The following is a 17,303-nucleotide window of genomic DNA, read 5'->3' on the forward strand; positions in this document are numbered from 1 at the left end:
CGCCAACGATAGCGATTGCGCTAATGACCTTATAGCCAGCTTGCCTTAGCGGAGACGACCTTGAGCCAGGCCTTGATTCGAGCCCTTCACACAGCCGATTGCTTCGATCACCCCGTGAAGGATATCGAAGTGCACGAGACGCATATCTCGTGGATCGTGCTGACCGGCGACTACGCCTACAAGATCAAGAAGCCGCTGGATTTCGGCAGCTTCCTGGATTTCTCGACCCTTGAGCGCCGCAAGCTCCTGTGTGAACAGGAAGTGCGCCTCAACCGCCGTCTGGCACCGACGCTGTACCTGGATACCGTGGCGATCTCGGGCACGCCCGAAGCTCCGCGCATCGGAGACGACAGTGCTGTCTTCGAGTACGCGGTCAAGATGCGCCAGTTCTCCAATCGCCATCTGTTCAGCGCCCTGCAGGCCAGTGGCGAGCTGTCGCTGGAATTGCTGGATGATCTGGTCGACCAGCTGGTGGCCTTCCACGAGCAGGCCGAGCGCATCCAGGGCGATAGCGAGCTGGGTAGCCCGCAGATGGTCAGTCGTACCATCGACAACGAGTTCGAGCTGATTCGTCCGCGCCTCGGTGATGATGCCGAGGCCATCAAGCGACTCGCGCTGCTCAAGCAGTGGACCGAAGAGACCTTCCAGCGCCTTAATCCCGAGTTCGAGCGTCGCTGGCAGGAAGGCTTCGTGCGTGAGACTCACGGCGATATCCACCTGGGTAACGCCGTGCGCCATGAAGGCCGTGCCCTGTTGTTTGACGGCATCGAGTTCAATGAAGAGTTGCGCTGGAATGATGTCGGTTGTGATCTGGCCTTCCTGGTGATGGATCTTGAAGCGCGTGATGAGCAGGCCTTTGCCCATCATGCGCTCAACCGTTATCTCGAGCTTTCCGGCGATTACTCGCTGGTGCGTCTGCTGCCGTACTACAAGATCTATCGCGCACTGATCCGGGCCAAGGTGGCGATGATTCGCTATCACCAGCCGGACCTGTGTGAAGCGGATCGCGCCGATGTGCTGGCCGAGTACGAGCGCTATATCGGGCTGGCGGAGCGCTATAGCGAGATTCGCTTCCCTTACATGATCATCGGTGTGGGTGTCTCCGGCAGCGGCAAGAGTCGCTTCACCGAAGAGATGGTGCGTGAACTGGGCGGCGTGCGTATTCGCAGCGATGTGGAGCGCAAGCGCCTGTATGGCTTTGCGGCGGATGCCGATACCGAGTCGGGACTCAATGGCGGCATCTATACCCCCCAGGCCACCCATGCGACCTACGAGCGACTCTCGAATCTGTCAGCCACGCTGCTGGAATCGGGTATCCCCGTCTGCATCGATGCCACCTGCCTGAAGAAGGTGCAGCGTGATCGCCTGCGTCATGAGGCAGAAGCCCGTGGCCTGCCGGTGCTGATGATCAGCTTCGAGGCCGATGACGAGACTCTGCGCAAGCGCATCATCAAGCGTAGTCAGCGCAGTGGCGAGGCTTCCGAAGCGGGTCTGGAAGTGCTCGACAAGCAATTGGCCAATCGCGAGCCATTTGCGCCAGAAGAGCATGGTCAGCTGGTCCATATCGACACGACAGCGCCCAACGCCAATGTCACCTTGGCTCGCCTGATTCGTGAGCAGCTCAGGCTGCATTGAGACGAGCGATCGTTGTCATGGGGCATGGCGGGATGACCGCCATGCCCTTTTTTTTATTGCATAGTGCGCTCCCGAATGAGCCTCGGCTTTGGTTGGGAAGCTATGCATCTGGAAAGGAAATATCATGCGCCAACAATGGGTAAATACCGCCGCCGCTGCCATCAGTCTGGCACTGCTCGCGGGCTGCTCCAGCCAGCCGACAACCGCTGATCTCATGCGCGGTCAGGCTGAGGAAGCCAAGGCCGTCGCCAAGGTGCGTGATCAGCTGGCCGATAATTGGGAGAGCGGCAAGTCTCTGGTGGCCGCGGGTGAGAAGCAGATCGTCAATGGTGAGAATCTGGTCAATGATGGCGAATCCAATATCGCCAAGGGCCAGTCGCTGATCGACAAGGGCAATGGTCAGATCAAGAAGGGCAAGGCGCGGATCGCCAGCGGTAACAAGCAGGTCAGCAAGGGCCGCCAGATGGTGGATGAAAGCCTTGAGAGTTATCGCAAGTCCTTCCCGGAGAATTCCGTGACACCGCCAAAGAAGTAACTTGCCGCTGCGATAGACGTTTCGCAGCTGGTACTGGAAGGCCGCTGACAACCCTGTCAGCGGCCTTTTTCATTATATGGTTCCACCGGGTGGAAAAACGAAAAACCCCGCTTGCGCGGGGTTCTGTAAGATATCCTGGCTGGGGCGTGATCAGTACTGCATCACGTTGGCTACGTTGCCACCGCCAGTCTGGGTCACGCTGGAGGTATTCATCGCACCTGACTGTGTCACGTGGGCACTATTGGTCGCGAAGCTCAGGAAACCTCCACCCTGTTGGAGAATTTCTGAACGATGGCCACTGCCTGACTGAATGACGTGGGCATGATCATAGGCGCCGCTCTGGGTGATCAGAGAATCGCTGTTGCTGCCAGTTTGAACAACGATGGCCGCATTTTTATAGCCACTCTGAACATTAATGGCCAGGTTGTTTTCTCCGCTCTGACTGATATCGGAGTACTGCAGCATATCGGACTGTGTCACTAGTGCGGTGTTTTGCATCCCGCTCTGATTGATCAGAGAGTCGTGTGAGCTACCCTCCTGAGTCACACGTGCGACCTGTAAATCACCTGCTTGAGTAACGGTAGAGTCACTGCGCGAACCGGCCTGGTCGACGACGGCAATACCCATAGTGCCTGTCTGTGTCACGGTCGAGTTATGGAAGCGCCCATCCTGGGTGACACGAGCGCGGTTATATTCTCCTACCTGCAGGACATCAGAATCATGCTGGTAGCCTGTCTGAGTGACACGTGCGATGGCATGGCTGCCCTGCTGGGTAGCGCTGGATTTGTTGAACACGCCCTCTTGTGACACGACTAGCAAGTTTTCACGCCCAGCCGGCGAGCCACTGGCGCCCTGCCAAGAGGAAGATTTGTTTGCAAGGCCTTGCTGCGTGATACGCGCGGTATGCTTGTAACTTTTCTGGTTCATATCGACAGTGTTACGGACACCCTTTTGATCCACGATGCCAGTATTTGTGCTGCTATATTGGGTGGTTTTTGCGCGGTTTCCACCACCGACCTGATTGATGCGGATAACATGATTGACACCGTTCTGATAGGTCTTGGCCTTGTTGAAAGCACCTGTCTGATCGATATCACTGTTGTGGTTGCTATCGAGAGACCCGCCATTACGTGATGTCTGGTCAACATTGGCCATGTTCATGAAGCCAGTCTGATCGACATCTGCGGTGTTGTTGTCTGCCATCGCCTGAGAGGTAAAAGCAATCGCGATAGCCAGCAAGCTCATTTGAATTTTCATGGTTTGTTCCCTTGTGTAGATCATTTTTTGAGTTGTGTTTTTATTATTGACTTGCTTCTGGTCATGCATCCCCTGACATGATGGCGGTCTGGTTTTCGTGATCCGCGACATCATGTTGTACTGCTACTGCTCTTTTATGGCCTTGCCAGGAGGTTGTATTCGTCATGCAGGACTCTTGACTACATGTAAGTGAGAACCTCTCCTGGCTATGCAAAATTCGTATTGGCGATTCGATGAAAGCTGATATTCAGCCACCACCTTCACAAGCATCATCGTCATATAGCGATGTCATGCGAGCCATCGTGGTAAAGATCACTGTTGTATGACCTGGACACGCATATGGCCCCGTGAATATTGAGTGATACTTGCCGGTACCTGACTACTGGCCTGTTGTAGAAGCGTGGCGCTTCCCCCGATGCCTGTCTGCTGAATGCTGGCGCTTTGCCCAACACCTTGCTGAATGATCAGCGCATCATGATATTGGCCATGCTGAAGAATGCTTGCCTCATGCAGGGCACCCTCTTGCAGCGTGTATGCCGTGTTTCCATTGCCATATTGGTCGACCCCTGCTTCATTCAGGACACCGCTCTGGTCAATCAATGAGGCGTTGCCATTGCCATGCTGAACGATCATCGCCGAGTTATAAGCGCCAGATTGCTCGATGACCGCCACTGAGTGGCTGCTCCCCAATTCGGAGGTGGTCGCCAAGTCATTGGCCAACACCCACAAGCTGAGTGTCAGTGATGAAAAGAAAAGGCAGGCCTGTAGCATTCTTCTTTGTTGATGCTTTGCCGAAGCCATGGCGTGAGTCCATCCAGGTGACCGTCTAAGTGCACTAACTATTGGTCTTTATCGAGGCCATCACCATCAGTCCTTTTCGGGTTTATGAGGGCTAGAGATTGCTACTCATAATGTCTTGGCCAATAGCGGTGAGTAATGACAAAGGGTGGCCAGATTTTCAGCACCGTACAGGGAGGTATTACTGTTGACGGTATTAGGCGCATGATATTTCATGCTTTGTTGTTTTATTTATTTCTTATGTTTTGCGCAGACACGAAAAAAGGCAGCCACCTCTTGTGAGGTGACTGCCTTTTAAGGAAGAGAAGAGATAAACACCGCGAATACCACGATGCTCTCTTCGAGGTCTTGAATGTGGGTCGACTCTACAACATCGGGGTCGGGGCTTGCAGGTAATCCATCAGCTCTGATGTCTGAAGGCTGTCCGGGTCCTGGAGAACCCAGAGCTGGCGTTCGACGCCTTGCGCAATCAAGTGAATCACGGCAGATTCGATGGCGGACATGACCGCCATCTGTACGGGTTCATTACTGGTATACCCCGCCTCCATCTCCAGCAAGCGACTGAAATCGATGAAGCGATATACGCCCGCCCTCAGCTCGCGTGAGTAGATCGTCTTGCTGGTATTGACGTTGGCGATGACCTGCCCCGTGGTGATATCGACAGCACGCAGATTGACCGTCACCTGGTCTACCTGATACTGACCAGAGGCGCCGATCCCGAAGTATTCCGCGCCCGCCCCGCCTGTTCTGACATTGGAGTCGAAGGCGATGATGCCACCCTCGAACAGCAGGTTGGCGGCTTGCAGCGCGGCAAGATCATTCTGGCCCGTGCGTTCCATGTTGGCGCGGATGATCTTGCGCTCTGTCAGCAGGTTCTGCAGTCCCACGCGCTCGAGGGGGATGAACCAGCCGGAGTCCGACAATGCGGCGCTCAGCATGGCGGCGCCGCCCTGGGTGACCGCCGTAGAGAAGGTACTGGCAGGGGCAGGCCGGTACTGGCCCGTCTGGTCACGGAAGTCATAGATGGCGACCGGAATACGTCCGGCGGGAGGCGGCAGACTGATCAGATCCTGATAGGTGGCGGTTCTTGGCATCAAGGTGCTGGGCACCCCTTCAAGACCCTGGGTATTGGCGACCATCGGCGCACAGCCAGCAAGCGCCAGGCTGGCAACGGCCAGCATGGAGGTGAGTGTCTTCATTGAGCGAACCCTTCATCAGTAGCGGATCAGAATGTATTGCCTGATGTGCCGAGGTTGATGACGGTGGTTTCACCTGTGGCGCGGTCAAGCACCTGCATGGAGAAACCGCCATTGCCGTTACTGATGACTTCGACACGCAGCTGAGCGCTGTCGATCACGCTGGAACGGCCGGGTTCTGTGGAATCGACAGCATCGGTGATGGCATCGGATACCAGGCTATTGCGCAGGTCGCTGATGAAAAGTTCTGTTTCGGAAAGACTATCGAAGGAGTAGGCATCAGGATCCTCGTGGGTGTCCTGGGCCTGGGCCTTGCCAAGCAGGTAGCTGCCATTGAGTGGATTGCCACCGAAACTCGGGTTGATGGGCTGATAGATGAGTTCACCGGCATGTAGCGGCATCGCCGATAACAGCAACGACACCGCGAGTGTCTGATGCTTCATGATGTTCCCCTGTTCCCTTGCGTATTGTCAGGGTCTCCGTGTCCGGAGCCCATTTATTATGTCGGTCTTCAATACATCAGAATTCGTCACCGGCCATGTCCGGGTCGTTGCGCAGGGCTTCCATGACCTTGCGACGCAGGAACTGGTCGGAGACGCTTGATACGGCGGCGCTGGCGTACATATCCACGTCATTCAGGCGCGGAGGGAGCGTCGCTTCATACAGAACGTTGTTGCCTTCGGTGATCCAGATGAGGCTGCCCCAGCGTGCTGAGGGGCGTTCATGGATGCTGAGGGATGTGTTGCGGATGGCTGGGCTATCGAGGCGTTGCTGGCTGAACTGGCGGAAGAAGGTCTTGCCGATCATGGTCATGGTGCGATCGATCATCACGCCGCTGAGACCGTCGGAGAGCGTGGGGCGCGCGCGCTGGATAGCGACCCCATCTTCCCCCTGACGGCGAGCCTGCTGCTCTTCACTGGCAACGGATACCTCGGGTCGCACCGCCTCCGGCGCGGATTGCGCGAAGGCGGGCGACAGACTGAAGCATGTCAGTCCCCAGGCGACCACCTGGCGGCTTGTCATGCCCCGACCGTTCACGACATCTGTGCTCTGCGAGCGATGCGTGGGGTGCGCGAGACAGGCATTGCCAGGTTCTGACGTGCCCAGTTCATGGCCTGAATGCGGTTATGCACCTTGATCTTGCGGAAGATGTTGTAGAGATGTGACTTGACCGTGTGTTCACTGACGAACAGCTGGTCAGCAATCTCGGTATTCGAGGCACCCGTGCCCAGCAAGCCGATGATTTCCACCTCACGCTGGGTCAGACCACAGACCGGGCGATAGGCGTTGAGCTGCTGACGGCGATAGAAATCCAGCAGGCGGGTCATCAGCGGTCGGGACATCCACATGTCGCCTTCCAGCAGTTTCGCGATGCCCTTGCTGATCAGTGAGAGGCTGTCCTGTCGGTAGAACACGCCTTGAAGATGGGTGCTGACCAGCAGGCTGGCAGCTTCCTCTTCATCACTGATGTTGATAGCGGCCAGCTCTGCGCTGGCATCCTGGCTGGCATCTGCATCCCAGCGTTGCATCGTGCCTTCATCGACGTGGTCGGTGTCCAGCAGCACTATCGTTCTTTCTGCCTGCCCGGGTGTGTAATCCTCGTCGGGGCTTGCGGAAGCCACCTGACACTCAAGCTGCTGGCGAATGTAATCCATGAAAAGCGCTGACTGCGGATTGCAGTCAGTCACCAGCAGCACCATTGCGTTCCCTGTAATCATGGTGCGAGACCTCTGAGTTGTCGTACCGATTTTCTTGGCGGAGCCATATCTGAAGTGTGGTTGGGTGAGTCGTGTAGCACTGCACTCATTCACGTCGGGCATTACGCGCTGAGCACCTTTATAGGATTGCGCGATAGTGGGGATAAGGCAACCTCTAATCAGTACTTGCTAAAATAACCAGTTTATCCTTCCCCTCCAGTCCTGATTTGACCCAGAAAAAGAATAGGAAAAACAGTACGTAAACCTGATGAAATTAGCGCCGGTCATGATGACCCTTCTCGAGAGTGCAATGAAAACCAGACCTTTGCGCTTTTTTTACCAAGCTTTCCACTGGTCCAAAGGTACCACAGATCTAATGCTGGAAGGCTTCTCTTCAATGTCATTATGTAACCGGGCTTGTCTTTTTGTATCCCCGCATTCGAGGGGTGTCAGGAATGCGACGCAGTACTGCGCATGAGTCATTTCACTCTTGAAAAGTGAAGCGCTTACTACGCGTAGCCGGCGTGAGACATGCTCTGTCGCTGTGGTGACCTCACAGATCCACCTGCTGGAAGAGATGCTCGTCCAGCGTCACCTGAGCCTCAGGATTCCGGCTCCGTCGTACGCTTGGGGATGTAAAGGTTGAGGTGCTCGTGGGCCCACTGGATTGCCTGATGGCGGTTGTGGACTCTGATCTTGCGAAAGATGTTATATAAATGAGACTTCACGGTGTGCTGGCTCAACATCAATCTATGCGCGATATCTGCATTACTTTGCTGTGATGCAATGAGTGACAATATTTCCAGTTCCCGTTGTGTCAGTCCCATGACAGGCTGGAAGGCAATCTGTTGTTGTTGACGATAATGACGGATCAATGTCTGCATGATATTGCGAGTCAGCCAGTTTTCATTCTCGAGTATCTTGCCGATACCCTTGCTGATTTGTTCAAGGCTGTCCTGGCGATAGAAGATTCCGCTGAAAGGAATATTCAGAAGTAGTGAGATGGCATCGTCTTCATGTTCGACATTGAAGGCAGCGATCTTGTCGATATGGCTCCATCGCATCATCTGGGCCAGACTGCACTGGGTGCTGTCGATCAGCACCAGGCAGGGAGATGACGGCAGTGGGGCTTCATGGTGGCAGGCCTCGACGACACATTTCAGTGTCTCTTGCAGGTACTCGACGAACAGTTCGGTCTGCGGTGAAGGGCTTGTCACGAACAGGACTCTGGTAGCAGTCATGGGGCGCTCCTGTCGCAAGCGTTTTGGGGGGCTCATCATCAGCAGGCTGAGGCGGAGACATGAATCCACGGTGATTCGATGGTTGTCTTGAAGTCTAGTCGAGTGACACCTGGGGGCTGGCGCTGCGCATAGTGTTAGATGGCATAACGCACATTTCTTTTATTTCCCACTTAAAGGCTATACAAAACATCGAGTTACGGGATTTTTTCGGTTGATGTTTACTTGCTTGAGCCGCGAGGCACAGACAAATCCTGCACAGGCATTAGCCCGCGCTGAGGCAGATAGCCTGTATCGGCCTGTCAGTCATCAAGTTGAGCACATGAGTGACATCGGCCCATGACATCATGGATCTCAGTCGTGCCTGGCGCAGACCCCTCGTGTGTACGCACCGGACTCACGCGCTAGAATGGGGTGCTGCAAGCGCCTTGCCCGTGTGACTCACACGCGGCCGCATTCTCGTTGTTCCTATCCCGGAGATTCACATGTCCGCTTCTTCTCTCGTACTGGCCAGTGGCAATGCCGGCAAGCTACGTGAATTTTCCCACCTGCTCGCACCGCTGGGGATCGAACCGATGCCTCAAGGGCAGCTGGGAGTGAGTGACGCCGAAGAGACAGGGCTGACCTTCGTCGAGAATGCGTTGATCAAGGCGCGCCACGCCGCACAGGTCACCGGCCTACCGGCATTGGCAGATGATTCCGGGATCGAAGTCGATGCGCTGGGCGGGGAGCCGGGCATCTATTCCGCACGCTTTGCCGCGCGGCGTCAGCAAGGTAGCGGTGATGGTGACAACAACGCCGCCCTGTTGGCAGCGCTTGAGGGCGTGCCTGAGCAAGCGCGTACGGCGCGCTACTGGTGCGTGCTCGTCTATCTGCGCCATGCGGCAGACCCGGTGCCGATCATCGTTCAGGCCAGTTGGGAGGGGCGTGTCCTTGACGCGCCTCAGGGCGAGGGTGGCTTCGGCTATGACCCGCTTTTCTGGCTGCCGGAACATGGCATGACCGCCGCGGCCCTGGAGGCCGAGACCAAGAACCGTCTCAGCCACCGGGGACGTGCGATGCAGCAGTTGCTCGAGGCGCTTGCCGCGCAGAGCGGTCAGGCGTGATGTCCGCCGCGAACCTGCCGCCTCTGTCGCTCTATATTCACGTGCCGTGGTGCGTGCGCAAGTGCCCCTACTGTGACTTCAACTCCCACGGGGTCGGGCGTGATGCCGGCTTGCCTGAAGAGGAATACATCACGGCACTGCTGGCCGATCTCGATCAGGACCTGCAGTTGCTGCAGGGCCAGCCCGAGCGTGAATTGCACAGCATCTTCATCGGCGGCGGCACGCCGAGTCTGCTGAGCGGGGCGGCTTACCAGCGACTGTTCGATGGCCTGCGGGCGCGCATGACGTTCTCTGCCGACTGCGAGGTCACGCTGGAGGCCAACCCCGGCACGCTGGAGCAGGGCCGTTTTGCCGCCTATCGTGCCGCCGGCATCAATCGCTTGTCATTGGGCGTGCAGACCTTCCAGCCGGAGCAGCTCGAGGTGCTGGGGCGCATCCACTCCGCTGAAGAAGCCGGGCGCGCGGTGGCCAGCGCACGGGCGGCGGGCTTCGACAATTTCAATATCGATCTGATGCATGGCCTGCCGGGCCAGACATTGGAGACGGCGCTGGATGATATCCGGCGTGCCCTGGCACTCAAGCCGACCCATCTGTCCTGGTATCAATTGACGCTGGAGCCGAATACCGAGTTCTATTCGCGCCCGCCGGTACTGCCGGAAGATGACCTGCTGTGGGATATCCAGGATCACGGTCACGCCGAGCTGGAGGCTGCCGGTTTCCGTCGTTACGAGATTTCCGCCTATGCCCTTGAAGGGCGCAGCGCGCGTCATAACCTCAATTACTGGAAATTCGGTGATTACCTGGGCATCGGAGCGGGCGCGCATGGCAAGTTGACGTTGTTGAAGACCGACTCGGCAGGGAACTTGAACGGCGAGTTGCAACTCCAACGTCGTTGGAAAAGTCGTCAGCCTGAAGCGTACTTGCGCAGGATGCAGGACCCTCGCGGGTTCGTGGCGGGTCAGCAGGAAATTGACCGCGATGAGCTGGCGCTGGAGTTCATGATGAATGCACTGCGCTTGACCGGGGGTGTCAGCTTCGAGGATCTGCGTCGCACGACCGGGCTGGATCGCGAGGCATTGGAGCCGGGCCTGAGCCAGGCGCGCTCGCGCGGGCTCATCGTTGAGGATGACATGCTGTTGCGCGCCACGCCCCAGGGCTTATTGTTCCTCAATGATCTGCTGGCCATGTTCGACACCTGATTGATCAGGCATTATCGGAGGCATGACGATTATTTGCGCAATTGTCGTCTTGCCTTTAATGAGTGTGTAGATAGGGAGCGTTACCATGAAGAAGTCTGTACTCCTGGCCCTGCCGTTGGCAGCCGCCGTCGCGATGGCGGGTTGTTCCACGACCAACCCGTATACCAATGAGCAGCAGACCTCCAGTGCGGCGAAGGGTGCCGGCATCGGTGCGGTCGTCGGCGCAATCGCCGGGGCGACCAAGAGTGGTAACCATCGTCTCGACAAGGCGCTGATCGGCGCCGCTGCGGGTGCCGCCGCGGGCGGTGGTATCGGCTATTACATGGATGTTCAGGAAGCCAAGCTGCGTGATCAGCTGCAGGGCACCGGTGTCAGCGTGACCCGTGTCGGCGACCAGATCATCCTCAACATGCCGTCCAACGTCACCTTCGGCTCCGACTCCAGCACCCTGTCCGGCCAGATTCAGCCGGTCATGGATGGCGTCATCACCGTGCTCAAGGAATACGACGAGACTCGCGTCAACATCGCGGGCTATACCGATTCCACCGGTGCCAGCAATTACAACCAGAACCTGTCCGAGCTGCGTGCCCAGGCTGTCGGCAACTATCTGGCCAGTGGTGGCATCGCCTTCAACCGTCTGAACATGCGCGGTTATGGTGAAGCCAGCCCGGTGGCATCCAACGACACCGCCTCCGGGCGCGCCCAGAACCGTCGCGTCGAGATCACGCTGACGCCGATGGAAAGCTGAGACCCATCAGCTGTCATGGCGACATGATGGTGAATGACCACGAGGCCTGCGCATTTGCGTGGGCCTCGTTGCTTGGCAAGCACGGCTTTTGGGGTGACAAGTGATCATCTCTGCTATCCTTCAGCCCCTTCGGCGGCCTTGTCTGGTTTTCCTCTCGTCGCCGCCCCCCGATTTCTATCTGCTGCCTCGCTGGATGTGGCAGATATCGCCGTATCAAGGAGGCGCTCTTGCTCGCCTATCAGCACGCCTATCACGCTGGCAATTTTGCCGACCTGCACAAGCACCTGCTCGCCACCACCCTGGCCGAGCAGCTATTACGTAAAGAATCTCCCGTTACGTTTATCGACACTCACGCCGGTCGTGGCTGGTATCCGCTGGCGGCCCGCGAGACGGAACAGCTGCGCGAATACGAGCAGGGCGTTCTGCCGTTGTGGCAGGTGCGTGATCGCTGGTTGACCGATGCAGGTGAGCCGAAGTCCCCGTCAGCTGACAAGCCGCTGGCTCGCTGGCTGGCACGGCTGGCGGACATGCAACCGGATGCCGCCAAGGGCAGCGCCAGCGAGCTGAGCGTCTATCCCGGTTCGCCCTGGTGGCTGAGCCAGTCGCTGCGTCGTGGCGATCGCCTGTTGGCCTATGAGCTGCATCCGGGCGAGATCTACCACTTCGATCAGGCACCGGTGCAGCGTGACAGCCTCGGCAAGGTCATGCGTCGTCAGCAGGATGGTCTGTCCGGTCTGTTGGCGGCCGTGCCGGTCACCACGCCGCGCGTCGCCGTGCTGATCGACCCCAGCTATGAGCTGAAGAATGATTACCGTGATGTCGCCGAGGTCGTGGTCGAGACCCTGCGCAAGTCACGTCATGCCACCATCATGATCTGGTATCCGCTGCTGCCGGCGGGTCGTCAGCATGATCTGCTCGAGCGTCTCAAGAAGCATTCGCCGGCACCGATGTGGCGCAGCGAGCTGACGATCGATTCGCCGGAAGGCGAGCACGGCATGTACGGCTCCGGCATGCTGGTGATCAACCCGCCGTGGCAGTTCGATCGTCAGTTCTCCACCGCCATGCAGGAAGTGGTCGAGGTGCTCAAGGGCGCGCTGCCGGCTCCGCAGTCGGTTGCCGTCGAGCACAAGGGCCTGTGGTGGCTGTCGGAGGAAGTCGCCCGCGAACGCAACGAGCCCAAGCCGATGCCGCGTGAGCGCCTGCTGTCGCTGCGCAAGCTCAACCAGAAGGTCAAGCGCGACAGCGATGTCGAGGTGACCCAGGCCAAGCCCAAGCGAGAGAAGCTCAAGCGCGGTGAAGGCTGGGCCAAGCCTCGCGTGCGCAATGACAGTGCGACGCCCAAGGCCAAGGGCAAGCGCCATTCCGCGACTGCCAAGCCCAAGACCAGCATCAAGGCGCAGGTCAAGGATGAGGTGCATGGGCATTCCGCGCCGAGCCAGAAGCGCGTCAGCGAGAAGCCTGCCGAGCGCAAGTCGACGGCTGCTGTCGAGCCGACTCGTCCGCGTGGCAAGGGCGAGACGGCAGGCAAGGGGGCAGGCAAGGATTCTGCCAGCTGGAGCGACTGGTCCTCCAGCGTGCCGGGCAAGGGCCGCCGCGAAGGTTCCACGCGGGTCAGCATGCGCAGCACTCCGGCGATCGGTCGTGATGGTCAGGTCAACCCGAACAGCACGACCAAACTGCCCAGGAAGTACGCGGCCAAGCAGCGTCCTGAAGACAACAAGGATGTCGGCAAGCCGCTGGATGCGCGTGAAGCGCGTGCCCTGCGTGAGAAGCAGGAAAGCAATGCCATGAGAGGCAAGGCTGCCAAGGGCGGCGTCAGCAAGGAAAGCTCTGGCAAGTCAGCAGCTGGCAACGACAGCTCTGGCAAATCAGCGCCTGGCAAGACGAATTCTGGCAAGGCAGCGCCTGGCAAGAAACAGGGCAACAAGCCACGCGGCCCGCGCAAGCCGTGATGGCTGGTGTGAATGCAGAACGCTGAGCGCCATATCATGAGCTCGGATTGACAACGCCCCCACCGGCCATGCCTGTGGGGGCGTTTGCATCGTGGGGCGTTTGTATTGTGGTGACCAGTGGCCTGATCAGTGCGCGATGTCTTCTTGCCATAACCGCCGATAGAGGCCGGGTTCTGCCATCAGGGCATCATGGCTCCCCAGCTGGGTGATGCGGCCCTGTTCCAGCACCAGCAGGCGGTCCGCATCGCGCACCGTGGCCAGCCGGTGTGCCACCACGATCAAGGTCACTTCGCCGCGCAGTTCATGCAGCGCCTGCTGCAACAGGGCTTCGGTATGGCTATCGATGCTGGCGGTGGCCTCATCCAGCAACAGCACGCGTGGCGTCGTGACCAGTGCGCGTCCGAGCGCCAGCAATTGGCGCTCTCCCGTGGAGAGACTGAGGCCGCGCTCGCCCAGCAAGGTGTCGAGCCCCAGCGGCAGACTATCGACCAGCGGCGCCAGGTGCGCTTTGTGCAGGACCCGTGACAGGTGCTGCTGGCTGATCTCACGACCCAGCAGCAGGTTGTCGCGCAGTGTCGTGGCGCGGATGAAGGGCTCCTGCGGAACGACGGCTATCGCGGTAGCGCGTTGTTGAGCCGACCACTCCATCAGCGGACGACCATCCAGCAGCAGCTGAGACGCCGGGGCAGGGCGCTGCCCGCTGAGCAGATCGAGCAGGGTGGACTTGCCGCTGCCCGTCGGGCCGACCACGCCGAGAAACTCACCGCTCTCGATGGCAAGCGTCAGGCCATTGAGGGCCGGGCCCTCCGCACCCTGATGGCGGAAACTCAGCTGCTCGAGCTGATAGTGACCGCTCGCTATCACGGCATTGTCCGTGTGCCCACGCGTGGCTTTCCTCGCGGCGCGCGTGTCTGGCTCAGGCATCTCGCGTGGCCGGTCCAGCACCTCTTCCAGCCGGCCTGTCGCCACCAGCGCCGACTGGAAGACCTGCAGTCGCTGCGTGATCTGGATCAGGGGCTCGCTGATGCGCCCCAACCAGGCGATGAATGCGTAGAGCACCCCCAGTTCCGCACCGCCCCCCAATTCGCGCAGCCCGAACACGGCGACCAGCGAGAGCGTGATCAGCATCGCCATCAGGTCGATGGCCGAGCGCAACAGCAGTCCCGACACACGCACCGTGCGCATGCGCGCCTGATACTGAGAGACGTTGAGGTGGTGATAGCGCTGACTGAAGCGTTCGGTCTGGTCGCTTGCCTGCAGCACACTCATGCCGCCGATCGCCTCGGCGATTCTGGCATTCTGCAAGGCACGCAGGCGGCGCACCTCGCGTGCAGCGCGCCCGGAGAAGCGCTGATACAGCCAGATCATGCCGATGGAGAGCGGCACCAGCGCCGTCGCGATCATCGCCAGGGTGCCATCCATCAGGGCCATCGCCGACAGGATGCCGATCAACAGCACCACATTGCCGATCAGTGTCGCCAGCACCCCGATATACAGCTCCTTGAGCGACTCGGTGTCGTTGGTCACGCGGGCCACCAATTCACCGGCGGCGATATTGTCGAGGGTCGATAGTGGCTGGTGCAGAAGGTGTGTGAAGACTCGCTCACGGATGTCGCGCACGCTGGCGAGGGCCAGGCGGGCAAAGCGCAGCTGCTGGAAATAGCGTCCGGCGGCGGCGCCCAGCTGGGTGATCACGTAGATGGCCACCAAGCCTGCCAGGGCCTCGGGAGCGAGGTTGCCGGGAATCAGGTAGTCATCCAGATAGCGCTGGGTCAGCCATGGACCGAGTACATCCAGTACGGTCGCCGCGATCAGGATCAACAGCGCGCGCAGGACCTCTGCGCGGCGCCTGCCCAGCGGTTGCCAGAGCAATGCCAGGCGCCGTCGGCTGAGCAGGCGAGTGCCGCTGAGGGTGTCGGGTCGTGTCGCGGCATCGTGGCTCATGAGCGCTCCGCCTTGGCATCGTCTTCGCGGTTGACCTGCTGGGCCTGCCATAGGCGCCAGTAGGCGCCGCGGGCGGCCAGCAGACTGGCGTGATCGCCCTGTTCCAGGATGCGCCCATCCTCGAGCACCAGGATCTGCTGGCAGGCCTGCACGGCAGACAGGCGATGGGAATTGATGATCAGCGTGCGCTTGAGGCCGTGGTGATCGGGTTGCTGCAGGCGCGCGAGAGTCTTCAGCAGGGTGCGTTCGGTGACCTGGTCGACCGCCGACAGGGTGTCGTCCAGCAGCAGGATAGGCGCCTCGCTGAGCAGGCTGCGTGCCAGTGCCAGCCGCTGACGCTGGCCGCCAGAGAGCGTGATGCCTCGCTCACCCACCAGCGTTTCCAACCCCTGGGGGAGGCGGCGCAGATCTTCCTCGAAGGCTGCTGCGCGCAGTGCCTCTCGAATTCGCTCGTCGGAGGCCTCGGGGCAGGCGAGGGCGACATTGTCGGCTACCGAGAGCGCAAACAGGAACGGGTCCTGGGGGACCAGTGAGAACTGCTGGCGCCAGGCAGGTAGTGTGTACTCACTCGCTTCTCTGCCACCGAGCGTCAGGACCCCTTGCTCAGGCGTCAGAGGCCAGCTGCGCGACAGCAGACGCAGCAAGGTGGACTTGCCACTGCCGGTCGCGCCGACGATCCCCAGACTCCCCCCTGCCGCCACCTGCAGGGAGAGGGGCCCCAGAGCACGTTGCTGGCTGCCCGGGTAGTGGAATTCATTGATTTCAAGGCGTAGTGAATGATCACTGACCTCGTCCAGAGTGCCGCTGTCCTCAAGGGCTTGTGGCGCGGCGTGGAAGGTAGCCAGCCGCCGTGCGGCTGCCGCGCCGCGCTGCAGGATATTCAGGCACCAGCCAAGCGCGAACATCGGCCAGATCAACTGCGCCAGATAGAGCGTGAAGCTGGTCAGTTGGCCCAGGGTGATGGCGTCATCCAGATAGCGCCAGCTACCCACGCCCAGCGTCAGCAGCGTCGCCGCCGAGAGTGCAATGAACACCACCGGATCAAAGGCCGCCTCCAGCTTCTGGACGCGATAATCGACGGCTTCGGCGGCGGCGGCACGCTGCGAGAATCTTGCGCCTTCATCCTCCAGCAAGGCATGGCTTCTGAGCATGCGAATGCCGGCGAAGGCTTCCTGGGTCTGGTCATTCAGGTCCGAGAAGCGCTCCAGCGATTCGCGGAAACGCTCTCCGATCCGTCGCGAGATACGTGCGAAGGCCCAGGCCATGAAGGGGAAGGGCAACAGGGCGAGCAGCGTCAGTGGCACATCGATGGCGATCAGCATGATGCCGAGCACCAGCACGAAGGTCATGGCGCCATCGACGCTGGACAGCACGCCTTCCGCGGCGGCCATCTCCACGGCATCGATGTCCTGACTGGCGTGCGCCATCAGGTCTCCGGTGCGGTGGCGCTGATAGAAGCCGGGGTCCAGGCGCGTCAGCTTGGCATGGAAGGCATCACGCTGCTCCGTCCCCAGCTGATAGGCGGTGCCGAACAGCGTCACGCGCCAGGCATAGCGCAGTGCATAGAGCGCGAGCCCCGCGCCTACCAGCCACAACAGGCGGCTCAGCAAGGCGTCGTGGTCGAGGCTGCCATCACGCAACGCATCGATGGTGGCGCCGATCGCCCACGGCAACAGCAGATTCAGCCCCGCGACCCCGATCAGGAACGCGATGGCCAGCAGATAGCGGGGCCAATGGCGGGTGAAGAAGTCGAGCAGCAGGTGGCGCAACGGGGCCTCGGGGAGAGGCCCGGAAGTCAGTTCGGCGGCGGGGGCCGGCGGGGGAGAGGCGCTGGAGTCACGGGACTCGCGATGGGCATCCTGCGGTCTGTTCGATGTCGCGCGTCCCGCCATGTCGGCTCCCGGTCTGCCCCTGCCCGCCTCCGCCACTCGGAGGGGTCGGCAGAGGCAGTATAACGAGAGGGAGACAGCCAGACGCAAGCACTGTCGGCAAGAGAGC

General features: G+C 59.7%; 15 protein-coding genes. 6 read left to right on the forward strand and 9 right to left on the reverse strand.

Going from position 1 to position 17,303, the window contains the following annotated elements; genetic code table 11:
• Window positions 1–114 precede the first annotated feature (114 nt).
• Complete coding sequence (locus tag QD356_RS13880) at window positions 115–1,635, forward strand: bifunctional aminoglycoside phosphotransferase/ATP-binding protein (protein WP_225347450.1); 1,521 nt, start codon at window positions 115–117, stop codon at window positions 1,633–1,635.
• 124 nt (window positions 1,636–1,759) lie between these two features.
• Window positions 1,760–2,170 (forward strand): hypothetical protein, encoded by a 411-nt coding sequence (locus tag QD356_RS13885; RefSeq protein WP_192839018.1) that lies wholly within the window; start codon window positions 1,760–1,762, stop codon window positions 2,168–2,170.
• A gap of 150 nt (window positions 2,171–2,320) precedes the next feature.
• Here QD356_RS13885 and QD356_RS13890 read toward each other — a convergent pair whose 3' ends face one another.
• The 7 genes from QD356_RS13890 to QD356_RS13920 all read right to left on the reverse strand — a co-directional run bounded on the left by QD356_RS13890 (window position 2,321) and on the right by QD356_RS13920 (window position 8,359).
• Window positions 2,321–3,427, reverse strand: a complete 1,107-nt coding sequence (locus QD356_RS13890; RefSeq protein ID WP_192839019.1) for a hypothetical protein — start codon at window positions 3,425–3,427, stop codon at window positions 2,321–2,323.
• 312 nt (window positions 3,428–3,739) lie between these two features.
• Window positions 3,740–4,228 carry a hypothetical protein gene (locus tag QD356_RS13895; protein ID WP_131431072.1) on the reverse strand — a complete coding sequence of 163 codons (489 nt, stop codon included), beginning with the start codon at window positions 4,226–4,228 and terminating at the stop codon, window positions 3,740–3,742.
• Window positions 4,229–4,590: 362 nt separating this feature from the next.
• Window positions 4,591–5,424 (reverse strand): CsgG/HfaB family protein, encoded by an 834-nt coding sequence (locus tag QD356_RS13900; RefSeq protein ID WP_054556370.1) that lies wholly within the window; start codon window positions 5,422–5,424, stop codon window positions 4,591–4,593.
• Window positions 5,425–5,450: 26 nt separating this feature from the next.
• On the reverse strand, window positions 5,451–5,864 hold the full coding sequence (locus QD356_RS13905; RefSeq protein ID WP_192839020.1) for a curli assembly protein CsgF: 414 nt from the start codon (window positions 5,862–5,864) through the stop codon (window positions 5,451–5,453).
• 76 nt (window positions 5,865–5,940) lie between these two features.
• Window positions 5,941–6,444 (reverse strand): CsgE family curli-type amyloid fiber assembly protein, encoded by a 504-nt coding sequence (locus QD356_RS13910; RefSeq protein WP_192839021.1) that lies wholly within the window; start codon window positions 6,442–6,444, stop codon window positions 5,941–5,943.
• 11 nt (window positions 6,445–6,455) lie between these two features.
• On the reverse strand, window positions 6,456–7,139 hold the full coding sequence (locus QD356_RS13915) for a LuxR C-terminal-related transcriptional regulator (protein ID WP_043331668.1): 684 nt from the start codon (window positions 7,137–7,139) through the stop codon (window positions 6,456–6,458).
• Between the two features lie 581 nt (window positions 7,140–7,720).
• Window positions 7,721–8,359, reverse strand: a complete 639-nt coding sequence (locus QD356_RS13920) for a LuxR C-terminal-related transcriptional regulator (RefSeq protein WP_052384307.1) — start codon at window positions 8,357–8,359, stop codon at window positions 7,721–7,723.
• Between the two features lie 482 nt (window positions 8,360–8,841).
• Between QD356_RS13920 and rdgB the strand changes: the two genes are divergently transcribed.
• The 4 genes from rdgB to rlmJ all read left to right on the forward strand — a co-directional run bounded on the left by rdgB (window position 8,842) and on the right by rlmJ (window position 13,361).
• The gene (gene rdgB, locus QD356_RS13925; RefSeq protein ID WP_192839022.1) at window positions 8,842–9,462 is read left to right on the forward strand and encodes an RdgB/HAM1 family non-canonical purine NTP pyrophosphatase; all 621 of its coding nucleotides are present in this window, start codon (window positions 8,842–8,844) and stop codon (window positions 9,460–9,462) included.
• Complete coding sequence (gene hemW / locus QD356_RS13930; protein WP_192839023.1) at window positions 9,462–10,661, forward strand: radical SAM family heme chaperone HemW; 1,200 nt, start codon at window positions 9,462–9,464, stop codon at window positions 10,659–10,661. Before rdgB ends, hemW begins: the two co-directional genes overlap by 1 nt.
• A gap of 85 nt (window positions 10,662–10,746) precedes the next feature.
• Entirely contained in the window at window positions 10,747–11,409 is a 663-nt protein-coding gene (locus QD356_RS13935; RefSeq protein ID WP_043331663.1) for an OmpA family protein, read from the forward strand.
• A gap of 227 nt (window positions 11,410–11,636) precedes the next feature.
• Window positions 11,637–13,361 (forward strand): 23S rRNA (adenine(2030)-N(6))-methyltransferase RlmJ, encoded by a 1,725-nt coding sequence (gene rlmJ / locus QD356_RS13940; protein ID WP_192839024.1) that lies wholly within the window; start codon window positions 11,637–11,639, stop codon window positions 13,359–13,361.
• A 126-nt stretch (window positions 13,362–13,487) separates the two neighbouring features.
• Here the strand turns inward: rlmJ and QD356_RS13945 are convergent, their stop codons facing one another.
• Together QD356_RS13945 and QD356_RS13950 are read right to left on the reverse strand one after the other, a co-directional pair.
• On the reverse strand, window positions 13,488–15,305 hold the full coding sequence (locus tag QD356_RS13945; protein WP_225996599.1) for an ABC transporter transmembrane domain-containing protein: 1,818 nt from the start codon (window positions 15,303–15,305) through the stop codon (window positions 13,488–13,490).
• The gene (locus tag QD356_RS13950; protein WP_192839025.1) at window positions 15,302–17,197 is read right to left on the reverse strand and encodes an ABC transporter transmembrane domain-containing protein; all 1,896 of its coding nucleotides are present in this window, start codon (window positions 17,195–17,197) and stop codon (window positions 15,302–15,304) included. The genes QD356_RS13945 and QD356_RS13950 overlap by 4 nt, the downstream gene beginning before the upstream one ends.
• Window positions 17,198–17,303: the final 106 nt, after the last annotated feature.

Origin of the sequence: Cobetia sp. 2AS (assembly GCF_029846355.1) — a bacterium.
Taxonomy (GTDB): Bacteria; Pseudomonadota; Gammaproteobacteria; order Pseudomonadales; family Halomonadaceae; genus Cobetia; species Cobetia amphilecti.